The organism is Caulobacter sp. NIBR1757, from assembly GCF_027912495.1.
Classification (GTDB): domain Bacteria; phylum Pseudomonadota; class Alphaproteobacteria; order Caulobacterales; family Caulobacteraceae; genus Caulobacter.
This window is the reverse complement of sequence record NZ_CP115463.1, coordinates 3,478,172-3,500,184: the sequence shown is the minus strand read 5'-3', so window position 1 is coordinate 3,500,184 and position 22,013 is coordinate 3,478,172. Positions and strand designations below refer to the sequence as shown.

Annotated in this window: 11 protein-coding genes; 7 read left to right on the top strand and 4 right to left on the bottom strand. The window is 68.7% G+C overall.

Annotation, left to right across the window (positions count from 1 at the left end; genetic code table 11):
• Positions 1-145 precede the first annotated feature (145 nt).
• Positions 146-1,195 carry a hypothetical protein gene (locus O5I81_RS16935; RefSeq protein WP_271066036.1) on the top strand — a complete coding sequence of 350 codons (1,050 nt, stop codon included), beginning with the start codon at positions 146-148 and terminating at the stop codon, positions 1,193-1,195.
• A 5-nt stretch (positions 1,196-1,200) separates the two neighbouring features.
• Positions 1,201-2,115, top strand: coding sequence for a site-specific tyrosine recombinase XerD (locus O5I81_RS16930; RefSeq protein ID WP_271069047.1), 915 nt, complete (start codon positions 1,201-1,203; stop codon positions 2,113-2,115).
• Here the strand turns inward: O5I81_RS16930 and O5I81_RS16925 are convergent.
• Positions 2,112-2,795, bottom strand: coding sequence for a DUF2306 domain-containing protein (locus O5I81_RS16925; RefSeq protein ID WP_271066035.1), 684 nt, complete (start codon positions 2,793-2,795; stop codon positions 2,112-2,114). The genes O5I81_RS16930 and O5I81_RS16925 overlap by 4 nt on opposite strands.
• 79 nt (positions 2,796-2,874) lie before the next feature.
• On the opposite strand from O5I81_RS16925, the gene O5I81_RS16920 reads away from it, so the two are divergent.
• Positions 2,875-3,930 (top strand): AraC family transcriptional regulator, encoded by a 1,056-nt coding sequence (locus tag O5I81_RS16920; RefSeq protein WP_271066034.1) that lies wholly within the window; start codon positions 2,875-2,877, stop codon positions 3,928-3,930.
• 149 nt (positions 3,931-4,079) lie between these two features.
• Complete coding sequence (locus tag O5I81_RS16915; protein WP_271066033.1) at positions 4,080-5,129, top strand: CoA ester lyase; 1,050 nt, start codon at positions 4,080-4,082, stop codon at positions 5,127-5,129.
• Between the two features lie 295 nt (positions 5,130-5,424).
• Here the strand turns inward: O5I81_RS16915 and O5I81_RS16910 are convergent, their stop codons facing one another.
• The 3 genes from O5I81_RS16910 to O5I81_RS16900 all read right to left on the bottom strand — a co-directional run bounded on the left by O5I81_RS16910 (position 5,425) and on the right by O5I81_RS16900 (position 8,445).
• Positions 5,425-6,372, bottom strand: coding sequence for an IS630 family transposase (locus O5I81_RS16910; RefSeq protein ID WP_271066032.1), 948 nt, complete (start codon positions 6,370-6,372; stop codon positions 5,425-5,427).
• An 85-nt stretch (positions 6,373-6,457) separates the two neighbouring features.
• Positions 6,458-7,501, bottom strand: a complete 1,044-nt coding sequence (locus O5I81_RS16905) for an IS110 family transposase (RefSeq protein ID WP_271066031.1) — start codon at positions 7,499-7,501, stop codon at positions 6,458-6,460.
• A 182-nt stretch (positions 7,502-7,683) separates the two neighbouring features.
• Entirely contained in the window at positions 7,684-8,445 is a 762-nt protein-coding gene (locus O5I81_RS16900; protein ID WP_271066030.1) for a Crp/Fnr family transcriptional regulator, read from the bottom strand.
• 158 nt (positions 8,446-8,603) lie between these two features.
• Here O5I81_RS16900 and O5I81_RS16895 point away from each other — a divergent pair, with 158 nt between their 5' ends.
• The 3 genes from O5I81_RS16895 (at position 8,604) to O5I81_RS16885 (ending at position 21,648) form a co-directional block, all read left to right on the top strand.
• On the top strand, positions 8,604-11,063 hold the full coding sequence (locus O5I81_RS16895) for a hypothetical protein (RefSeq protein ID WP_271066029.1): 2,460 nt from the start codon (positions 8,604-8,606) through the stop codon (positions 11,061-11,063).
• Positions 11,064-11,105: 42 nt separating this feature from the next.
• On the top strand, positions 11,106-13,466 hold the full coding sequence (locus O5I81_RS16890; protein WP_271066028.1) for a hypothetical protein: 2,361 nt from the start codon (positions 11,106-11,108) through the stop codon (positions 13,464-13,466).
• A 346-nt stretch (positions 13,467-13,812) separates the two neighbouring features.
• Positions 13,813-21,648 carry a hypothetical protein gene (locus O5I81_RS16885; RefSeq protein ID WP_271066027.1) on the top strand — a complete coding sequence of 2,612 codons (7,836 nt, stop codon included), beginning with the start codon at positions 13,813-13,815 and terminating at the stop codon, positions 21,646-21,648.
• Positions 21,649-22,013 lie beyond the last annotated feature (365 nt).

Below are 22,013 nucleotides of genomic sequence, written 5' to 3'. Positions count from 1 at the left end.
GGCGATGGTCCTGGTGCGCAGGGAGGGCAGGGGCGTGGTCACGAAGAAGGGCGATACACCAAGCCTGCCGCGCGGCGAAACGGGGACACATTGAATTTTGCCAGCAAAATTCAATGTGTCCCCTCTTCCCTGCTAAACTGCCCGCATGAAGCTGCTTCCGCCCCTCCTGGCCGCTTGCCTGCTGGCCACTGTCGTTCATGCCCAGGCCGTCGAAGTCGCGCCGCTTACCGCTCCGGACGTGTTTTCGGGCGGGGCGCGGGATACCGGGCTGGGGCCGGACCTGTGGAAGGGCGCCTCGGCCGAGCTGGCGCGGCGGGTGATGCCGACCCTCGGGACCCGGCCGCTGAGCCCGGCGGCCAGGGCGCTGGCGGTGCGGGTCCTGTCGACAGGGGCCAAGGCGCCGGAGGGAGCGGGGGAGGATCGCGCGCTGGCGGCGGCGCGAGGCCGGGCGCTGTTGAACCTGGGCGAGCCCGTGGCGGCGAACGCGTCGGTCGAGCGCATCCCCAATCTGGCCGCCGAGCCGGTGCTGGCCGAGGTCGCGGCGGAGACGGCGCTGCTGACCGGCGACGACGACCGGGCCTGCCTGGTCGAGACGGGCGTCACGGTCGGTCGCGGCGAGATCTACTGGTTGCGTCTGCGCAGCTACTGCCAGGCCATCGCCGGCCAGGCCGACGCGGCCCAGCTGACCCTGACCCTGGCGCAGGAGAAGGCGCGGGACGCTACGTTCGGCCGGCTGATGACCGCCCTGCTGGTGCGGGCCGATCCCGGCGCGCCGTCGGCTCGCACCGGCCTGGAGACGGCGCTGTCGCGTCGGCTGGGGCTGGCCCTGGCGCCGCCGGCGGCGGGCCCGGCCCCGGTCGATGTCACCGGTCTCGACGCCCTGTTGCGAGCCGGCCCGCCCGGCGACCTCTTCGCCGCCGCGCTGGGCGAACCGCTGGACGGGGCCGGCAGAGACGCCCTGTTCGCGGGGGCGGGAAAATCGACCGCCGCTCCTGGCCGGCTTTCCGCTCTGCAGCTGGCCGCCGATCGCGGCCTGGTCGGGGAGACCGCCCTGATCGTCCTGGCCATCGCCCAGGACGCCCCGAAGACCGGACTTGCCGCCCACGACCGCGCCGCCCTCATCCGGGCGCTCGCAAAGGTCGGCCTGACCGAGGACGCCCGCGCCTTCGCCTTCGAAGGCCTGGCGCAGCCGTGAGCAACCTGAAGGAGGGAGGCGGCTGGCCCGAAGCCTTCCTCGAGATGATGGCCGCCGAGCGCGGCGCGGCGCGCAACACCCTGACCGCCTACGGCAAGGACCTGGAGGACGTCGCCGGCTTCCTGGCCCGGCGCGGCAAGGGCTTCGCCGACGCCGGGGCGGAGGACATCGAGGGCTGGTTCGTCGATCTGTCCGACCGCGGACTGTCGGCTTCGACCGCGGCCCGGCGGCGGGCGGCGGTGCGGCAGTTCTACCGCTTCGTGCTCGGCGAGGGCTGGCGGACGGACGATCCCTCGCGGCGGGTCGAAGCGCCCAAGCAGGGCCGGCCGTTGCCCAAGGTGCTGACGCGGGACGAGGTCGACCGGCTGCTGGCCGCCGCCTCCGAACGCGACGGGGGGCAGGGCTTGCGCCTCGCCTGCCTGATCGAGCTGACCTACGCCTCCGGCCTTCGGGTCAGCGAACTGGTCGCCCTGCCGCTGGCCGCCCTGGCGCGGGACCCGGCCTATCTGATCGTCAAGGGCAAGGGCGGCAAGGAGCGGCTGGCCCCGCTGAACGGCGCGGCGCGCAGCGCGGTGAAGGCCTGGCTGGAGGTGCGGGCCGCCTTCCTGCCCAAGGGGGTGAAGGAGAGCCCCTGGCTGTTTCCCTCGCGCGGCAAGGCCGGCCGGCTGACCCCCCGGCGGTTCTCACAGCTGCTGGAGGAGGCGGCGCTGGCCGCCGGCATCGATCCGGCGCGGGTCAGCCCCCACGTCCTGCGCCACGCCTTCGCCACCCATCTGCTGGAAGGCGGCGCCGACCTGCGGGTCGTGCAGACCCTTCTCGGCCACAGCGACATCGCCACCACCCAGATCTACACCCATGTGGCCGGCGACCGCCTGCGCGCCGTGGTCGAGAGCAAGCACCCGCTCGGGCGCAAGCGCTAGGCGGTCCTGTAGCCCGGCCCGATCCGTACACGGATCATCCAGAAAACCAGCGCGACCAGCACCAGCAGCGGCGGCAGGTAGAGGTGGTCGCCCCGCAGGGACGCAGGGATCGTGTCCGCCTGGCCCAGGAAATACGACCCGGCGGCGATGAACAGCGCCAGGCACATCCGCCAGAGATGACGCGACACCCGCGCCGCCCCGGTCAGCCCGCCGCGGCGCAGGGTCCAGATGTCCAGCCCGGCCGACATGACAGCCAGGCCGCCGAACACCAGGAACAGCACCGGCGAGGCCGAGAAATCCGGATCCCCATCATAGAGCATGCCCGGAAACGCCGCGACCAGCGCCCCGACCGTCAGGCCGCCGGCGGCGACGAGCGCCGCCGCCCAGGGCGCGATGCGCTCGATCCGGCCGACCGTTCCCGGCCGCGTCCGCACCACGCCCCAGGCTGTGGCGACCAGATAGAGGGTGAACGCCGCGGCCAGGGTGTTGACCTTCTCGACCCTCAGACTGGCCATCACGAAGGCGACCCCGGCCATCACCAGCATGGCGACGAAGAACACCGTCCCGGCCTTGCGGTGCAGCCAGCGGCCCTTGGGGGCCAGCAGGGAGATCGGCCCGGCGATCAGCGAGACGGCGCCGCCGGTGACGTGGACGAGGGCGGTCGGAGACAATTCGAGCACGGAGGGGAAGTCTTTCCTGTTTGTCACTTGGAGGCGGGGCGATTGACGTCCAGCCTCGCCGCAGGAGAGCCGCCAGACCATGACGCCGGACGCCAATCTCATGACCGACCGTTGCAGGCCGCCATCCGGCGGGCCGACGGTGGCGGCCGGCATGCTGCGGGGCCTCATCGACTACGCCGTCTCGCGCGGCGCCGACCGGGCCGGCCTGCTGGCGGCGGGCGAACTGGCCGATGCCGACCTCGCCGACCATGACGCCCGCCTGCCGATGCGCCGCTACGAGGGGGTCATGGCCGCCGGCAAGCTGGCCACCGGCGATCCCGCCCTGGCCCTGCGCTACGCCGAGGCGGTGGACATGTCGCAACTGTCCCTGGTCGGGCTGATCACCCACGCCTCCGAGACGATGATGCACGCCTTCCTGCAGCTGAACCGCTTCGGCCGGCTGGTCGTCGAGGTCGACGGGGTGGGGGAGGGGGAGCGGTTCTCCATTGTCCAGCGGGACGGCGAGACCTGGATGGTCGACAACCGCGCCCGTCCGAACGACTTTCCCGAGCTGACCGAGACCACCTTCGTGCGGCTGGCGGTCGGCCCGCGCCGCTTCCTGCCCCGGCCGATCGTCACCGCCGTGCAGGTCACCCATCCCCGACCCGTCCACGCGGCCGAGTATGACCGCATCTTCCAGGTCCCGGTCACCTTCGGCGCCGACTGCAACGCCGTGCGCCTCGACATGACCCTGGCCGACCATCCCGTCGCCCTGCTGCCTCGCTTCGCCTTCGGGCCCTTGAGCGATCGGGCCGAGGCGCTGCTGCACAGCCTGGAAGGCGCCGGCACCGTACGCGGCCGGGTCGAGGCCCTGCTGCTGCCGATCCTGCATACCGGCGAGGTCGGGGTGGAACAGGTCGCCGCCGGCCTGGGCATGAGCCGCCAGACCCTGTTCCGCCGCCTCAAGGCCGAGGGCGCCACCTTCGAGGCGGTGCTCGACGACCTGCGCCAACGCCTGGCGATCGACTACCTGTCGGCCCGCAAGGTGTCGGTCAACGAGACGGCCTATCTGGTCGGCTTCTCGGAGGCGGCCTCCTTCTCCCGGGCCTTCAAACGCTGGACCGGCCGCTCGCCGCGAGAGGTCCGCTACGGGTAATTGGGGACACGCACCATTTTCCGTCAGCCGACCCGGCGGCGGCGCCATCGCGACCGGAAAATGGTGCGTGTCCCCAATTACCCCCTCTCGCCGTTCTTGACGCGCTGCACCGCACAATCCAAACCACCGACAGATCAAAGGAGCGCCCGATGAAGACGCCGCGTGGATTTTTCAAGCCGCTGGCCATCGGCGCCCCGACGCCGCCGCGTGAGCTGCCGGTGCGGGTCGAGCGGATGATCCACTTCGTGCCGCCGCATCTCGACAAGGTCCGCGCCAAGGTTCCGGACATGGCGAAGCAGGCCGACGTCATCCTCGGCAACCTGGAAGACGCCATCCCCGCCGACCAGAAGGACGCCGCCCGCGCCGGCTTCATCCAGATGGCCAACGAGACCGACTTCGCCGCCCTCGGCGTCGGCCTGTGGACCCGCATCAACTGCCTCAACAGCCCCTGGCACTTCGACGATGTGACGCAGATCGTCGAAGGCGTCGGCGACCGGCTGGACGTGATGATGATCCCCAAGGTCGAGGGTCCGTGGGACATCCACTACATGGACCAGCTGCTGGCCATCCTCGAGGCCCGCCACGGCCTCAAGAAGCCCATCCTGCTGCACGCCATCCTCGAAACGGCGGAAGGCGTGAACAACGTCGAGGTCATCTGCGCCGCTTCGCCCCGCATGCACGGCATCAGCCTCGGCCCCGCCGACCTCGCCGCCAGCCGGGGCATGAAGACCACCCGCGTCGGCGGCGGCCATCCCTTCTACAAGGTCATCGAGGACCCCCGCGACGACGGCGCCGCCCGCATCGCCGCCCAGCAGGACATCTGGCACTACACCTTCGCGAAGATGGTCGACGCCTGCGCCGCCCACGGCATCAAGGCCTTCTACGGCCCCTTCGGCGCCATCGACGATCCCGAAGCCTGCGAACAGCAGTTCCGCAACGCCTTCCTGCTGGGCTGCGCCGGCGCCTGGTCGCTGCACCCCAGCCAGATCGACATCGCCAAGCGCGTCTTCAGCCCGGACCCGGACGAGGTGAAGTTCGCCGTCCGCATCCTCGACGCCATGCCGGATGGCACCGGCGTGGTCATGCTCGACGGCAAGATGCAGGACGACGCCACCTGGAAACAGGCCAAGGTGATGGTCGACTGCGCGCGCCAGATCGCGGCGCGCGACCCGGCGTTCAAGGATTTGTACGGGTTCTAGCCTCCTCACCGCTGTCATCCTCCGGCCGCACAGCGGACCGGGGGACCCATATGTGGACGACCCCCACCCTGCAAGTCGTCGCGGATTGATCTGATCGTAGTCGCTTGCGCCCATATGTCCGGTCTGGCGGCCTTGGATATTGGCCGTCGCCAAGATGGTTTGCGCGGGATGGGTTCCGATCAAGGCAGCGGTCTGTGACGCCGTTGGGTCCCGCGGAGTGTCCCATCCATTTGATCGATCGATCACACCATCTGCCTCTTGCAAGGAACGGGTTGAGCCTGCCGGCTAGAGCATGTCAGGTTTTTTCGTACGCATAGCCGGCATGCCGAAGGTAGTTTGAGCACTCTGCAGGACTGAAGCAGTCGAGCAAGCTGCCGATGCGCCGCCAGACGCCTTCGACGGTGCGTTCGTCAGCCTTCTTGAGCAGGGTCTTGAGCTTGGAGAACATCTGCTCGATGGGGTTGAGGTCAGGACTGTAGGGCGGCAGGAAGAGCAGATGAGCGCCGGCCTTGCGGATGGCTTTACGCACGTCCTCGCCTTTGTGGCTGCCGAGGTTGTCCAGGATGACCACGTCGCCGGGCTTGAGGGTGGGGATCAGGACCTGCTCGACCCAGGCCAGGAAGGCCAGGCCGTTGATGGGTCCATCGAAGACCAGAGGCGCGGTGACCGCGTCGCATCTCAGGGCGGCGATGAAGGTCAGGGTGGCCCAACGCCCGTGCGGGACCTTGGCCACCAGCCGTTGGCCTCGCGCCGACCGGCCGTGGGTCCGGGTCATGTTGGTCTTGGCCCAGGTCTCGTCGATGAAGACCAGGCGGCTGGGATCAAGTCGGTTCTGATAGCGCTTCCACCGCTCCCGCTTGCGAGCCACGTCCGGCCGGTCCTGCTCGGCCGCGTGCTGGCTTTTTTTGAAGGTCAGCCCCTCGCGCTTGAAGAACGACCAGACCGCGTAGTGGCTCGCCTTCACGCCCCGCTCGGCCAACTCCGCCGACAACCCTCGCACCGTCACATCCGCCTTCTCGGCGATCCGCGCCAGCACCCAGTCTCTATGACCTTCCAGCGCCGGACGACGATATCCGCCCATCTTCGCCGGCTTCACCGACCCCGTCGCAGCCACCCGCTGCAGCCACTTCACCGCAACGGACTCACTGACCCCGAACCGTCGCGCCGCCGACCGCCGGCTCTCGCCAGCCACAACCGCAGCAACGACGCGTTCGCGCAGATCCAGATCGTAAGGTCGAACCATGCAGCCTGGCCTCCAACCAGTCCGCATCTTGAATCATGATCCGCCAATCAACGGAATCCGCGATTCAATCAAAACCTGACGTGCTCTAGGCAGGTTGTTGGGAAGGCGCGGCGAGGCGGCGAGAGGGATCGTAGTCCTGTCCGCTGACCATGAGGCGCCAGGCGATGCGGGCGGTCTTGTTGGCGAGGGCGACGGCGACCTGCTTGGTCGGCTTTGTGGCCAATAGCCGATTGAGCCATGGCCACGGCTGTCCTCGACCCGCTTTGGCGTTCTGGATCACCGCCATGGCCCCGCAGACCAGGACGGCTCGAAGCGCCTCGTCGCCGGCCCGGGTGATGCCGCCAAGGCGGGTCTTGCCGGCAGTGGAATGGTCCTTGGGCGTGAGGCCCAGCCAGGCGGCGAAGTCGCGCGCTGAGCGGAAGGCCTTGGGGTCCGGGGTCTTGGCGGCGAGCATGACCGCGCCGACGATCCCGACGCTGGGGATCCTGGCCAGCCGGCGGCTGGTCTGATCGGCCCGATGATGCGCCGCCATCCGGGCGTCGATCTCGACGATCTGCGCCTGCAGGGCGAGGAGCTGGCGGCCAAGACCCGCGAACAGGTCCCGGGCCAGGTCGGGCAAAGCCTGGTCGGCGGCGACGCGCTCCAGCAGCGGCTCGATCTTGTCCAGCCCGGTCGGAGCGATCAGCCCGAACTCGGCGGCATGGCCGCGAATGGCGTTGGTCAGCTGGGTGCGGCTTCGCACCAGTCGGTCCCGCGTCGCCAGCAGCATCAGCACCGCCTGCTCCTGAACCGTCTTGACCGGCACCGGCCTCATCGTCGGCCGGCTCATCGCTTCGCAGCCGGCCTCGGCGTCGCGACCGTCGTTCTTGCCTCGCTTCAGATAGGCCTTCACATACTGGGCCGGCAGCAGCATCACCTGATGGCCAAGCCCCGCCAGCTCCCGCGCCCAGTGGTGTGAACCTCCACAGGCTTCCAGTCCGATCACCGTCGGCGCCAGCCTGGTGAAGAACGGGATCATCTCCCGCCGCCGAAGTTGCCGGCGAATGACGACCTTCTCGCCTGCGTCCACACCGTGCAGCTGAAACAGCTGCTTGGACGTATCGATGAATATGCGCGTAGGATGCTCCACGGACGGCCCTCCTTGAGATGAGTTCAGACAACCCATCTTGGCACACCGATGCCGCCGGGGGTCGTCCACCCCATCAAGGCGGCTCTGGAAAGACTCCTGGCCGTTTTCACGCAGACAGCTTGGTCCCCCGATCCGCTCTGCGGGCGGTCGGAGGATGACAGCGGTGAGGGGGAACCGGTCGCCTACCCCCTCGGCAACAGGGCCAGATAGGCCCGGGCGTTGGCATGGATCGGGCTGACCGCCTCGACGAAGCGCATCAGGGCGGCGGGATCGGCGATGATCAGGCCGCGGTACTGCTTCTTCACCGCCCGGGCCGCGATCAGGTCGCGCACCACCCGCACCACCGCCGACTGCGACAGGCCCAGGAAGTCGGAGATGTCCTCATAGGTCACCGGCGCCGGCACCGGCGTCTCGGCGCCGTCCAGCAGCTGCGCCCGGCGCCCCAGATAGGTGATCGCCTTGGCCACCCGGGCGCTGTGGCTGTCGACGACATTGATCATCGACCGGTCATGCTCCATCCGCGCCCGGAAGCAGATCAGGCCCAGCATCCCCCGCACAATGGCCGGATCGGCGTCCATCTCGGCCCGCATCGCCGCCGCCGGCACGCGGATCAGCAGGGACCGCACCCGCACGATGGTGTCGAACAGCACGCCCCGGTCGTCGATCACCGGCACCAGCCCCACCACCTGTGGCGGGGTCATCAGGTCGGCGAGGTAGCGCTCGCCGTCGGCGGTGAACATCGCCGCCTCCAGGCAGCCCTCGACGACGATCCACATCTCCGTCGCCGGCTCATGGGCCCGGGCCAGCACGGCGTCAGCGTCATGCCAGCCCAGGGTGCTGGCCGCCGCCAGCCGCTCCAGCGCCGCCTCGCTCCAGAAGGATAGCGGCGCGGCCTTGCGAAGATCGGCGGCCGTGACCTCTCGCCGCCCCTGTCCGTCCAACATCACCATCCCCGACGCCTACTTTCCCTAGTTAACCAGATCGGGGAGTCCGCCCGCCAGCGAAAAACCACCCAGATCGTGTCTACAGACAAAATCTCCAAGCCAGCGATCTGCTCTCCTGTTCGCGGCGGCGTGTCGGCCGCGAACCAGGATTCTCGTCCATGTCCGGATTTCCCGCTGTCGTCGAATTGTCCGCCCTCGATGGGTCCAACGGCTACCGCCTCGTCGGCGTCGCCAGCATCGACTTCGCCGGTTACTCGGTCGCCTCGGCCGGCGACGTGAACGGCGACGGCATCGACGACTTCATCATTGGCGCCCCGCGCGCCGATCCGCAGGGAAACTACTCCGGGGCCAGCTATGTGATCTTCGGCGACCGGGCGTCCCCCGGCGCCAGCTTGAGCCTGTCGGCCCTCGACGGGACAAACGGCTTCCGGCTCAGCGGCGGGGCGGCCAACAACTGGAGCGGCTTTGCGGTCTCCTCGGCGGGCGACTTCAATGGAGACGGCTTCGCCGACCTGGTTGTCGGGGCCCGGCAGGGATTCGGCCCCCCGGCCGGCCCGACCTTCGTTGTCTTCGGCGGCGCCGCGGGCTTTCCGGCCAGTATCGACCTGACGACCCTGAACGGGACGAACGGATTTCGGGTGATCGCGGAGGGGGCAACGGACACGGCCAAGGCCGTGTCGGCGGGCGACATCAACGGCGATGGCCTGGACGATCTCATCCTCGGCATCCGTGACGCCGACGTGAACGCGAGCAACGCCGGCGCCACCTATGTGATCTTCGGCCAGTCGACCCCGATCGGCGCCAGCTTCAATCTGTCGGCGCTCGACGGGACCAATGGCTTTCGGCTCGTTGGCGCAACGATGCAGGAGATCAGCGGCGCCTCGGTCGCCAGCGCTGGCGACGTCAATGGCGATGGTATCGACGACCTGATCATCGGCGCGCCGAATGAGGCCAATCCACAGCCCGGCTCGGCCTTCGTCGTGTTCGGCCACACGGGCGCCTTCAGCGCCAGCACCGACCTTCACGCGCTGGACGGGACGAACGGCTTTCGCCTCACCGGCGTCGCCGCCAGGGACGCGACCGGCTGGTCCGTATCCTCGGCGGGGGACCTCAACAACGACGGCTTCGATGATGTGGCCGTCGTCGCCTTGGCCGGCAAAACCGCCTATATCGTCTTCGGGCATTCCGGCGGGTTCGCCGCCAACCTGAACCTGGCCGACCTGAACGGCAGCAACGGCTTCTCGCTCACCCATGGCATCAACCTGACCAAGGTCGCCTCGGCGGGCGATGTCAATGGCGACGGGATCGGCGACCTTATCGTCAGCGCGGCCAAGGAGGCCGCCAACGGCGCCAATTCCGGCTCCAGCTATGTCGTCTACGGGCGCACCGGCGGATTTGGGACCAGCCTGGCTCTCTCCAGCCTGGACGGGAGCAACGGTTTCCGCATCAACGGCGCAAGGACAGACGACTACAGCGGCTACTCGGTCGCCGGCGCCGGCGACGTCAACGGCGACGGCATAGACGACCTGCTCATCGGCGCGCCGGGCGCAACGGTGGACGGTGTGCGAAGTGGCGCCGCCTACATTGTCTACGGCGTCGCCTCGTCGATCACCTGGATCGGGACGGACGGCCCCGACAACTACTCGGGCGGCGCCGGCGATGACTACCTCAGCGGCGGCGGGGGCTTTGACGTCCTGCACGGCGGCGCCGGCCGCGACACCCTCCTCGGCGGCGACGCTCGGGACGTCCTGTATGGCGAAGACAACGGCGACCTGATCTACGGCGGCGCCGGCAACGACCTCGTCTTCGGCGGAAATGGCGGAGACGTCATCTATGGAGAGGACGACCCGGACACCCTGACCGGTGGCGAAGGTGCGGACAAGCTGTTCGGCGGCGCCGGAAACGACATCCTGGTCGGCGACGAAGGCAACGACCGGCTGGACGGCGGCGCCGGTATAGACGGCCTCACGGGCGGCGAGGGCAACGACTACCTCGACGGCGGCGCCGACACGGTGCGCGACAGCCTTTCCGGTGGCGCGGGCAACGACATCTACATTGTCGGCCTGGACGACACGGTGACCGAGCAGGCGAACGCGGGCTACGACATCGCCCGAGCCAGCGAAACCTACACCCTGACCGCCAATGTGGAGGCCCTCCAGATGGAAGGGGCGGCAAACATCGACGGGACCGGTAACGGGCTGGCCAACAACCTGCAGGGCAACAGCGGCGACAACCGGCTGGACGGCGGTTTGGGCGTCGATACGATCAACGGCGGCGATGGCGATGACATCATCATCGGCGGCCTCGGCAACGACCTGCTGCGCGGCGGCCTGGGGGCCGACATCTTCCGCGTCGCCCACAGCGCTACCGGCGTGCTTGAAACCGATCAGGTCTACGACTTCAGCGCCGCCGAGGGCGACAGCCTCGACCTGTCGGGCGCTTACGCCGGGACCCTCGCCCTGGTCTCCAGCTTCGGCAAGCACGCCGGCGAAATGACCCTGACCTTCTCCGGCGGCCTCACCACCCTGCGCCTGGACCTGAACGGCGACGGCAAGGCCGACTACCAGATGAAGATCAACGGCGACGTCACGGCCGAGAGCGGCGACTGGCTTCTGTAGCCCCTCGCTCGCCGCCGTCCCGCACCCCTGAGAGACCTCCCCATGCCCGCTCTGCCCGCCACGATCCAGGTTTCCGAACTGACCGCCGCCACCGGCCAGCAGATCGCCACGGGCCCGGCCCGGATCAACCAGATGACCACCGTCGATCTCAACGGGGATGGCATCCTGGACTATGTGCTGGGGGCCTACTCCGCCAACGGCTCCGCAGGCGCGGCCTATGTGGTGTTCGGCAAGGCGGCGGGATTTTCCCAGCCTGTCGACCTGTCGACCCTTGATGGCGACAACGGCTTCGTCATCCTCGGCGAGGCCGGCGGCGACCGGCTCGGCTACGGCGCGGCGGGCGTGCGGGACGTCAACGGCGATGGCATCGATGATCTGGTCCTCGGCGCCTACAACGCCGATACGAACGGCTACAATTCCGGCGCCATCTATGTCGTCTATGGCCGGGACGACGGGGGTTTCGCCGCCAGCCTTTCACTGTCAGGCCTTACCGCCGGGCAAGGCGTCGAGATCGGCGGCGCCGGCGGGGACAAGCTGGGACGGTCGGTCAACCCGTTGGGCGATATCAACGGCGACGGCTTTGGCGATGTCATTGTTACCGCCCGCTACACCGACCACGGCGCGGACGGGGCCGGCTCGGCCTATGTAATCTTCGGCGGGCCGGCCTCGCTGGCCTTCTCCGACGTCGACAGTCTCGTCGCGGCCGGTCGCGGGTTCGAAATCCTCGGCGCCGACCTGTTCCAGTTCATGAGCGATGCCGCCGCCGCCGGCGACGTCAACGGCGACGGCCTGCAGGACTTCGTCATCGGCTCGCCCTTTGGCGGCGTCGGTCATGCCTGGCTGGTCTACGGCCGCGCCCCGGGCGTCACCGGCCCCATCGATCTGGGCAATCTGTCGCCGGCCCAGGGCTTCGCCATCCTGCCCACGGGGTCGGACCGGTTCTTCGGCCAGGAGGTTGCGGGGATCGGAGATATCAACGGTGACGGCCTGGACGATTTCGCCATCACCTCTCTGCAGAGCAGCTTCGGCGGTAACGTGGCGGGCTCGGTCTATGTGATCTTCGGCTCCGCCTCCGGACCATCAGGCGCCCTGTCCACCACCGCTCTCGACGGAACCAACGGGTTCCGGATTGACGGCGAGGACTCCGACCGTATCGGCGTCAACCTGGGCAGCGCTGGCGATTTCAACAATGACGGCTTCGGCGACCTCCTGATCGGCGCGCCGCTCGCCGGCGCGAACGGGGGGGCCTACATCATCTTCGGTCACGGCGGCGCCTTCGCCCCCGTGCTGTCCACGGCCGACCTGGACGGTCAGAACGGCCTGATGATCCAGGGCGCGCCCTCCACCATCCGGCTTGGAGCCGGCGCCACGGCGGTCGGGGACGTCAACGGCGACGGTATCGACGATATCGCCCTGGCGATGGCCGACTTCGGACCCGGCAACATCACCTACATCGTCTACGGCATCCAGGCGGACCTGACGCGCATCGGCACGCCCGGCAACGACGCCCTGACCGGGGCCAGCGCCGACGACCAGCTCTATGGCCTCGACTTCGGCGACGTCCTGCGCGGGCTTGCCGGCGCCGACCGGCTGTTCGGCGGGACCGGCGGCGACATCCTCGAAGGCGGCGATGGCGACGATCAACTCGACGGCGGCGCCGATGGCGACAAGCTGTTCGGCGGCAATGGGGCCGACCAACTGACCGGGGGCGACGGCAATGACCGTCTCGACGGCGGGGCCGGCATCGACATCCTCACCGGCGGGACCGGCAACGATGTCCTCGACGGCGGGGCAGGGGCGGACAGCCTGTCCGGCGGGCTCGGCAACGACGTCTACCTGATCGGAGCCGGGGACACCGCTACGGAAAGCGTCGGCGAAGGCTACGACATCGTCCGCACCGAGCAGGGCGGCTGGGTGCTCGGCGCCAACTTCGAGGGGCTCGAGCTGCAGGGCGCCGCCGACATCGACGGCTACGGCAACGGCGAAGCCAACAACCTGCAGGGCAATGCCGGCGCCAACCGGCTCGATGGCGGGGCCGGCGTCGACACGATCAACGGCCAGGATGGCGATGACGTCATCCTCGGCGGCCTCGGCAACGACCTGCTCCGGGGTGGCACGGGCGCGGACAGCTTCGTCGTCGCCCACGCCTTCGGTCCGGTGCTGGAGACCGACCAGGTCTATGATTTCAGCGCCGCCGAGGGCGACCGCCTCGACCTGTCGGGCGCCTATGTCGGAACGTTGAGCCTGGTCTCATCCTTCGGCAAGCACGCCGGCGAGATGACCCTGACGTTCGCCGGGGGGATCACGACCCTGCGGCTGGATATCAACGGCGACGGCCGCGCCGACTACCAGATGAAGATCAACGGCGACGCGACGGCTGAGAGCGGCGACTGGCTGCTGTAACCGCGGCCCGAACCCCCGCAACCCCTTGTGCTGTCGGGCTTTGCAGCTGAGACGGGCGCCGCGGATGATTAAGGAGACGTGGCGGATTGTCGCACCGTTCGGGCCGATCCCGGACGGAGGCTCCTGAAACAGCGGCTTTTGGCCCGCATCGCCGACCAACAGGGCGAATGACGGTTCGCCTGATGGGCGCGCCCCCTTTGCCGTTGCCTGTCGCTGACTAGGATCGCGCGCTTGCGTCGGGGGGGCTGGCGTCAGGTCGCGGCAAAGACAGTTCTGTTTTTTCCACTGCCGACGCCGCCTGGAATGCTCTAGCGCTTCTGGTCCGAATTTTTGGGGGTACTACATCATGGCTGATATCGTCGGCGACACCGGCCCGAACACCCTGCCCGGCACTGCGGGTGATGACGTCATCACCGGCCTGGGCGACAACGACGTCCTGCAGGGTCTTGATGGCAACGACCGCCTCGAAGGCGGCGACGGAACCGACACCCTCGAAGGCGGCGCCGGCGACGACATCCTGCTCGGCGGCCTCGGCAACGACACCATCGCCGGCGGCGAGGGGACCGACACCGTCTCCTACGAGGACATCTCGGTCGTGAACGGCATCGGGGTCGGCGTCTACCTCCTGCGGCCCGAGAACCAGAACCGCAGCCAGGGCGATGGCGGCTTCGACTTCATCACCGGCGTCGAGAACGTCATCGGCTCCCAGATCTCCGATACCCTCGATGGCGACAACAACAACAACGTCCTGACCGGCCTGGGCGGCGACGACCTGCTGATCGGCGAGGGTGGCGACGATACCCTGATCGGCGGCGCCGGCGAGGACTTCCTGCGCGGCCGCGACGGCAATGACATCGCCTATGGCGGCGCCGACAACGACTTCTTCTCGGGCGGCGAAGGTAACGACCTGATGGACGGCGGCGACGGCTTCGACCGCGTCTCCATGGGCATCAGCCTGCAGACCGACATCCAGTCCGGCGCCACCGTCGACCTGGCCATCCAGGGCGTGGCCCAGGACACCGGCCACGGCATGGACACCCTGGTCAGCATCGAGCACGTCTCGGGCACCACCTTCGCGGACACCCTCTACGGCGACAGCGGCGCCAACTGGATCTGGGGCGTCGGCGGCGGCGATACGCTGAACGGCCGCGACGGCGATGACCTGCTGGAAACCGGCTCGACCGGCGCCAACGTCCTGATCGGCGGCAATGGCGTCGATACCGCCACCTTCTTCAGCAACAACGACTTCACCAGCGGCATCGTCGCCTCCCTGCTGCTGCAGGGCGTGGCCCAGGCGACCTCGGGCGGCACGGTCACCCTGACCGAGATCGAGAACCTGTCCGGCTCGGCCTTCAATGACACCCTGACCGGCGATGGCGGCGGCAACGTGCTGGCCGGCAACAGCGGCGCCGACGTGCTCGACGGCGGCGACGGCAATGACATCCTGCTCGGCGACGGCGCCATCCGGATGACCAGCAGCCAGGGCGGGTCGGGCCCGATCACCACGATCGACGACATCGCCACCTTCTTCAACAACCCGACCTACAGCGGCAATGACACCCTGCGCGGCGGGGCCGGCAATGACACCCTCAGCGGCGGCGGCGGCGACGACCTGCTGCTCGGCGGCCTCGGCAACGACACCATCACCGGCGGCGCCGGCATCGACACCGTGTCCTACGAGGACATCTCGGTGGCGAACGGCATCGGCGTCGGCGTCTATCTGCTGCGGCCCGAGAACCAGAACCGCAGCCAGGGCGATGGCGGCTTCGACTTCATCACCGGCGTCGAGAACGTCATCGGGTCCCAGATTTCAGACACCCTCGACGGCGACCACAACAATAACGTCCTGACCGGCCTTGGCGGCGACGACCTCTTGATCGGCGAGGGCGGCGACGACACGCTGATCGGCGGGGCGGGCGAGGACTTCCTGCGCGGCCGCGACGGCGACGACATCCTCCAGGGCGGCGCCGACCACGACTTCCTTTCCGGCGGCGAGGGCAACGATATCCTCGACGGCGGCGACGGCCTCGACCGCGCCAGCATGGCCCTGTCCCTGGCGACCGACGCCCAGGTCGGCGCCACCGTCGATCTGACCATCGCCGGGCCCCAGGACACCGGCCACGGCCTGGACACCTTCATCAGCATCGAGCACGTCTCGGGCACCACCTTCGCCGACACCCTGACCGGCGACGCCGGCGCCAACTGGCTCTGGGGCATCACCGGCGGCGATACGCTCAACGGCGGCGACGGCAACGACCTGCTCGAGATCGGCTCGACCGGCGCCAACATCGTCGACGGCGGGGCCGGGACCGGCGACACCCTGTCCTTCTTCAGCAACAACGATTTCACCAGCGGCGTCGTCGCCTCCCTGCTGCTGCAGGGCCAGGCCCAGGCGATCGCCGGCGGCGGCAGCGTCACCCTGACCGGCATCGAGAACCTGTCGGGCTCGACCTTCAACGACATCCTGACCGGCGATACGGGGAACAACCTGCTGGCCGGCGCCGAGGGCAATGACGACCTGAGCGGCGGCGACGGCAACGATACCCTCTATGGCGACGGCATGACCCGCCTGCAGACCGTGCAGGGCGGCTCGGGCGCCATCACCACCGAGGCCGACCTGGCCGCCGATCCGGCCAACGGCGCGGTGTCGGGCAACGACATCCTGCGCGGCGGGGCTGGCTCGGACACCCTGAACGGCGGCGGCGGCGACGACCTGCTGCTGGGCGGCCTCGGCAATGACACCATCGTCGGCGGCGACGGCATCGACACCGTCTCCTACGAGGACATCTCGGTGGTGAACGGCATCGGGGTGGGCGTCTACCTCCTGCGGCCCGAGAACCAGAACCGCAGCCAGGGCGACGGCGGCTTCGACATCATCACCGGCGTTGAGAACGTCATCGGCTCGCAGATCTCCGATACCCTCGACGGCGACAACAACAACAACGTCCTGACCGGCCTGGGCGGCGACGACCTGCTGATCGGCGAGGGCGGCGACGATACCCTGCACGGCGGGGCCGGCGAGGACTTCCTGCGCGGCCGCGACGGCAACGACATCGCCTACGGCGGCGCCGACAACGACTTCTTCTCGGGCGGCGAAGGCAACGACCTGATGGACGGCGGCGACGGCTTCGACCGCGCCAGCATGTTCCTGTCGCTGGGCACGGATATCCAGGCCGGCGCCACCGTCGACCTGGCCCTGACCACGGCCCAGGACACCGGCCACGGCCTCGATACCTTCCTCAACATCGAGCACGTGTCGGGCACGACTTTCGCCGATACCCTCTCCGGCAACAGCGGCGACAACTGGCTGTGGGGCGCCGGCGGCGGCGATACGCTGGATGGCCGCGACGGCAACGACCTGCTGGAAGCCGGCGTCGGCGCCAACATCCTGACCGGCGGCAATGGCGTCGACACCGTCCGGCTGTCCGACAACACCACCCCGCCGCTCAACGTGCATGTGGACCTCAATCTCCAGGGCGCGGCCCAGGACACCGGTTCCGGCCTGATGACGCTCAGCGGCATCGAGAACGTCACCGGCACGGTCGGCACGGACACCCTGATCGGCGACGGGGCGGCCAACACCCTGGCCGGCGCCCAGGGCGACGACCTGCTGCAGGGCGGCGAGGGCGCCGACCTGCTGCTCGGCGACGGCGACATCCGCATGGTTTCCAACCAGGGCGGCTCGGGCCCGATCACCGTGATCGAGAACCTGGCCACCTTCTTCGAAAACCCGGCCTACATCGGCGCCGACGTGCTGGAAGGCGGCGCGGGCGACGACGTCCTGCGCGGCGGCGGCGGCGACGACACCCTGCGCGGCGGGGCCGGCAACGACGTCTATGACGGCGGCGAGGGCGTCGACACCGCCAGCTTCAGCGACTCGGCCCACGGCATGTTCGCCGACCTCGCCGGCCAGGCCGCCAGCGACTTCGACGGTGTGCTCGGCGAGACCGACCAGCTGATCGGCATCGAGAACCTCGAAGGCTCCGACTTCAACGACTTCCTGCGCGGCGACGCCTCCGGCAATGCCATCACCGGCGGGCTGGGCAATGACCAGCTCTTCGGCCAGAACGGCGACGACACCGTCGATGGCGGCGACGACGACGACTTCGTGCGCGGCGGCAACGGCGCCGACCAGGTGCTCGGCGGCGACGGCAACGACTACGTCCACGGCGGCGAGGGCGATGACGTCATCGACGGCGGCGACGGTTTCGACCGGGTGGCCTTCTCGCTCGGCGGCGGCGACGTCCAGGTCGGGGCCACCGTCGACCTGAACATCCAGGGCGTCGCCCAGGACACCGGCCACGGCATGGACACCCTGGTCAGCATCGAGCATGTCTCGGGCACCAACCGCAACGACACCATCGCCGGCAACGCCGAGGACAACTGGCTTTGGGGCCAGGACGGCGATGACGTCCTGCTCGGCAATGCCGGCGACGACCTGATCGAGGTCGGCGCGGGCAACCACACCGTCGATGGCGGGGCCGACAGCGACACCCTGATCTTCAGCATCCAGGGCGAGACCCCGGCCAACGTCACCTTCTCCCTGGCCCTGCAGGGCTCGGAGCAGGCGTTCGGGGGCGGGACCATCATCGCCAGCGGCATCGAGAACCTCTCGGGCCGGGCCGGCGACGACTTCCTGACCGGCGACGAAGGGGACAACACCCTGGCCGGTGGCTCGGGTGGTGATACCCTGGAAGGCGGCGACGGCGCCGACCTGCTGCTTGGCGACGGCATCTACGGCGTCACCGGCATCGGCTACAGCGGCGAGATCACGCTCGAGGAAGACAACGCGGCGGCCGAAAACGATCCGAGCCTCAGCGGCGACGACCTGATGTTCGGCGGCGACGGCAACGACCGCATCGTCGGCGGCGCCGGCACCGACGAACTGCACGGCGACGCGGGCGACGACGTCCTCGAAGCCGGCGCCGGCAACGACATCATCGATGGCGGCGACGGAGAGGACCTCGCGGTCTTCACGGGCAACCTGTCGGACTACGTCACCTTCTACGACGGCGGCGAGCTCTACATCCGCGACATCCGCGTCGACTCACCGGATGGCACGGACAAGCTGGTCGGCGTGGAGATGTTCCAGTTCGCCGACGAACTCGTCTCGATCGGCGTGATCGACAACCCCGTCCCCAACCCGCGGGACGATATCCTGCAGGTCACGCAAGGCATCGCCTCCTCGATCGATGCGTCCGTTTTGCTGGGCAACGATGAATTCGGTCCTGATGACGACAAGCCGCGGGTCATCGAGGTGTCCGGGGCCACCGGCCTGACCGTCAGTCTCGTGGATGGCCGTCTGGTCATCCTCGCCGCCGGCGCCACGGGCTCCTTCGACTACACCGTCGAGGGGCAAAACGGCACGGCGACCGGCCATGTGGTGGTCGACAGCGTCGTCACCAACGCCTCCAACAACACCGTCGTCCCGGATACGGCCAACAGCCCCGCCGCGGCCGACTTCCAGGGCCAGGCCGGCAACGACACTCTGTCCGGCACGGACAACGCCGATCACCTCGTCGGCGGCACGGGCAATGACATCCTCGACGGCCGGCGCGGCGACGACCTGATGGAAGGCGGCGCCCAGAACGATACCTACTTCGTCGACAGCGACGCAGATGAGGTCGTCGAGCTGACCGGCGAGGGCGATGACCTGGTCAACAGCAGCATCGACTACACCCTGACCGCCAACGTCGAGCGCCTGACCCTGCTGGGCCGCGCGCTGGTGGGCACGGGCAACGAGCTGGCCAACACCATCACCGGCAACGACTACGACAACGTCATCGACGGCGGCCTCGGCGCCGACCTGATGAAGGGCGGTCTCGGCGACGACACCTACCATGTCGACAATGTCGGCGACACGATCCAGGACACCGGCGGCATCGACACCGTCGTCACCACTCTGAACACCTACGCCCTGTCCTCGACGACGCTGGAGAACCTGACCTTCGGCGGCACGGGGAACTTCAACGGGACCGGCACCTCGCTGGCCAACGTCATCATCGGCGGGACCGGCGATGACCGCATCGACGGCCTTGCCGGCGCGGACACCATGATCGGCGGGGCCGGCAACGACACCTATGTCGTCGCCCAGACCACCGACATCGTCACCGAACTGGAAGGCGAGGGAACCGACACCGTCGAGACCAGCGTCAGCTACGTCCTGTCGGCCAACATCGAGAACCTGACGGCGACCGGCGCGGGCAACATCAACCTGACCGGCAACAGCGGCGACAACATTCTGACCGGCAACGCGGGCAACAACATCCTCACCGGCGGCGGCGGGCTGGACACCCTGATCGGCGGGGCGGGCAACGACACCTATGTCGTCACCCTCGGCAACGAGATCATCGTCGAAGGCGTCGGCGGCGGCGCCGACATCGTCAACGCTTCGGTCAGCTACACCCTCGGCGCCGGCCAGGAGATCGAGCGGCTCAACCTCGTCGGCTCGGCGGTCAACGGCACGGGCAACGCCTTCGCCAACACCATCGTCGGCAACGCCCTGGACAACGTCCTCGACGGCGGCCTCGGGGCCGACACCCTGCAGGGTGGGCTTGGGGCCGATAGCTACCATGTCGACAACACCGGCGACGTGATCATCGAGTCCGGCGTCGGTGTGGACACGGTCATCGTCAGTGGCATCAGCGCCTACACCCTGGCCGCCCTGGTCGAGAACATGACCTTCACGGGCGCGACCAGCTTCACCGCCAACGGCAATACCATCGGCAACCTGCTGATCGGCGGCACGGGTAACGACGTGCTGAACGGCAACGAGGGCGACGATACCCTGATCGGCGGCGGCGGCGAGGACAACCTCAAGGGCGGCGCCGGTAACGACACCTACTACGTCGATAGCGCTGGCGACATGATCAGCGACGTCGGTGGCGGGATCGACACCATCATCACCAGCCTCAACAGCTTCACCATCCTCTCCAGCGTCTTCGAGAACCTGAGCTTCAACGGCACGGGCGACTTCGCGGGCACGGGGACCTCCCTGGCCAACATCATCACCGGCGGGGCGGGCAATGACACGCTCAGCGGCCTGGCCGGCGACGACCAGCTGAACGGCGGCCTGGGCGACGACCACCTCCTGGGCGGCCAGGGCGCCGACACCCTGCGCGGCGGCGAGGGGGCAGACACCCTCGAGGGCGAGGCGGGCAACGATACCTACCATGTCGCCGACGCCGGCGACCTGGTCATCGAGGCGCTCAATGCCGGCACGGACAGCGTCATCAGCCTGCTGAACAGCTACACCCTGACCGACAACGTCGAGAACCTCAGCTTCGTCTTCGCCGGCGCCGTCACCGGCATCGGCAACGGCCTGAACAACATCATCACCGGCGGGACCGGCGACGATCTGCTCGAAGGGCGGGTCGGCGACGACAAGCTGTTCGGTGGCCTCGGCGTCGACACCCTGCTGGGCGCCGAGGGCAATGACACCCTCGACGGCCAGGGCGGCGACGACTACGCGGCCGGCGGCATCGGCAACGACACCTACATCATCGACAGCCTCGGCGATGTGGTGGTCGAGGTGGTGGGCGAGGGCACGACCGATACGGTCAAGACGGCCCTCTCCAGCCTGACCCTCGCCGACAATGTCGAGATCATGCTCTACACCGGCGCCGCCTCCTTCAGCGGGACCGGCAACGCCAGCAACAACACCATCAACGGCGGCGCTTTCGGCGACAGCCTCTACGGCCTGGCCGGCGCCGACACCCTGCGGGGCGGCCTGGGGACCGACGCCCTCTACGGCGGTGACGACAATGACAAGCTCTACGGCGAGGGCGGCAACGACACCCTCGAGGGCGGCGCCGGCAACGACTACCTCTATGGCGGGGCCGGGGCCGATGGCCTGACCGGCGGCGCGGGCAAGGACTTCTTCGTCCTGCAGGCGCTGTCCGACAGTGGTGTCGGCGATGGGTTGCGCGATGTCATCGTCGACTTCGACGCCATCGACCAGGTCGATCTGCGGGCCCTGGACGCCAATACCAGCGTCGCCGCCGACCAGGCCTTCAGCTTCATCGGCACAGGCGCCTTCACCAGCGTCGCCGGTCAGCTGCGCTACGAGTTCGACGGGGCCGACACCCATGTGTTCGGCGACGTCGATGGCGACGGCGGCGCCGACTTCGAGGTGCTGATCACCGGGGCTCACACCCTGACATCCGCCCGCTTCCTGCTCTAGCGGGGCCTTCCCGAGGACTGGAAACGCCCGCCCGCCGGGCGTTTCAAGAATATGTCTAGACATATTCATCGGTCTTTTCGGCATCGACGGCGACCCATGCGCGAGCGTGGGTCGCCGTGTTGCCTTCCGTCACCTGCAAACCCCGCCTGTTGACCTACACAGTGACCTACGCCCCGGGCTACGAACCCGCGGCCCCGGCCCACGCCAAAGCCAACGGGGCAAGGGATTCAGCCCGCCTTCTGCTGCCCGCGCCTGAAGCCCACTTATTTTGTGGGGGCGCGGGGCGCCCTTTCTGGTGGCGGAACGGCGTTTGATCCCTATATGTTCTCACGATCGGGCGGAGCGTTAAGCCGTCCTGCGCGTTG